Source organism: Haloferax sp. AB510 (genome assembly GCF_024136985.1).
In the GTDB taxonomy this organism is placed as follows: Archaea; Halobacteriota; Halobacteria; order Halobacteriales; family Haloferacaceae; genus Haloferax.
Map to the genome: position 1 here is coordinate 1 of NZ_JAMYJY010000251.1, position 358 is coordinate 358.

The window sequence follows — 358 nt, forward strand, 5'->3', positions numbered from 1 at the left end:
TTGTCGAGGTGGTCGAGCGGGTCGCCGCGGCGGTAGTAGCCGTCGCAGGTGACGAGGAATCGGGAGTCCGCGGAGTTCATCCGCGTCGCCAGCGCCTCGGCGGAGAAACCGGCGAAGACGACGTTGTGTGGCGCGCCGATGCGGGCGCAGGCCAGCATGGCGATGGGGAGTTCCGGAACCATCGGCATGTAGAGCGTGACCACGTCGTCTTCCTCGACGCCCTGCGCGCGGAGCGCGGCGGCGAACTCGTTGACCTCGCGGTAGAGGTCCTGATAGGTGTACGTTCGCGTCTCGCCGTGTTCGCCCTCCCACTTGATGGCGACGCGGTTCTTGTCCCCGTTTTCGACGTGCCGGTCGA

General features: G+C 67.0%; 1 protein-coding gene. It reads right to left on the minus strand.

The window, feature by feature from the left end:
- The coding region (locus NKF06_RS20865) for an AMP-binding protein (RefSeq protein WP_253246488.1) at positions 1 to 358 on the minus strand (358 nt) is incomplete at both ends.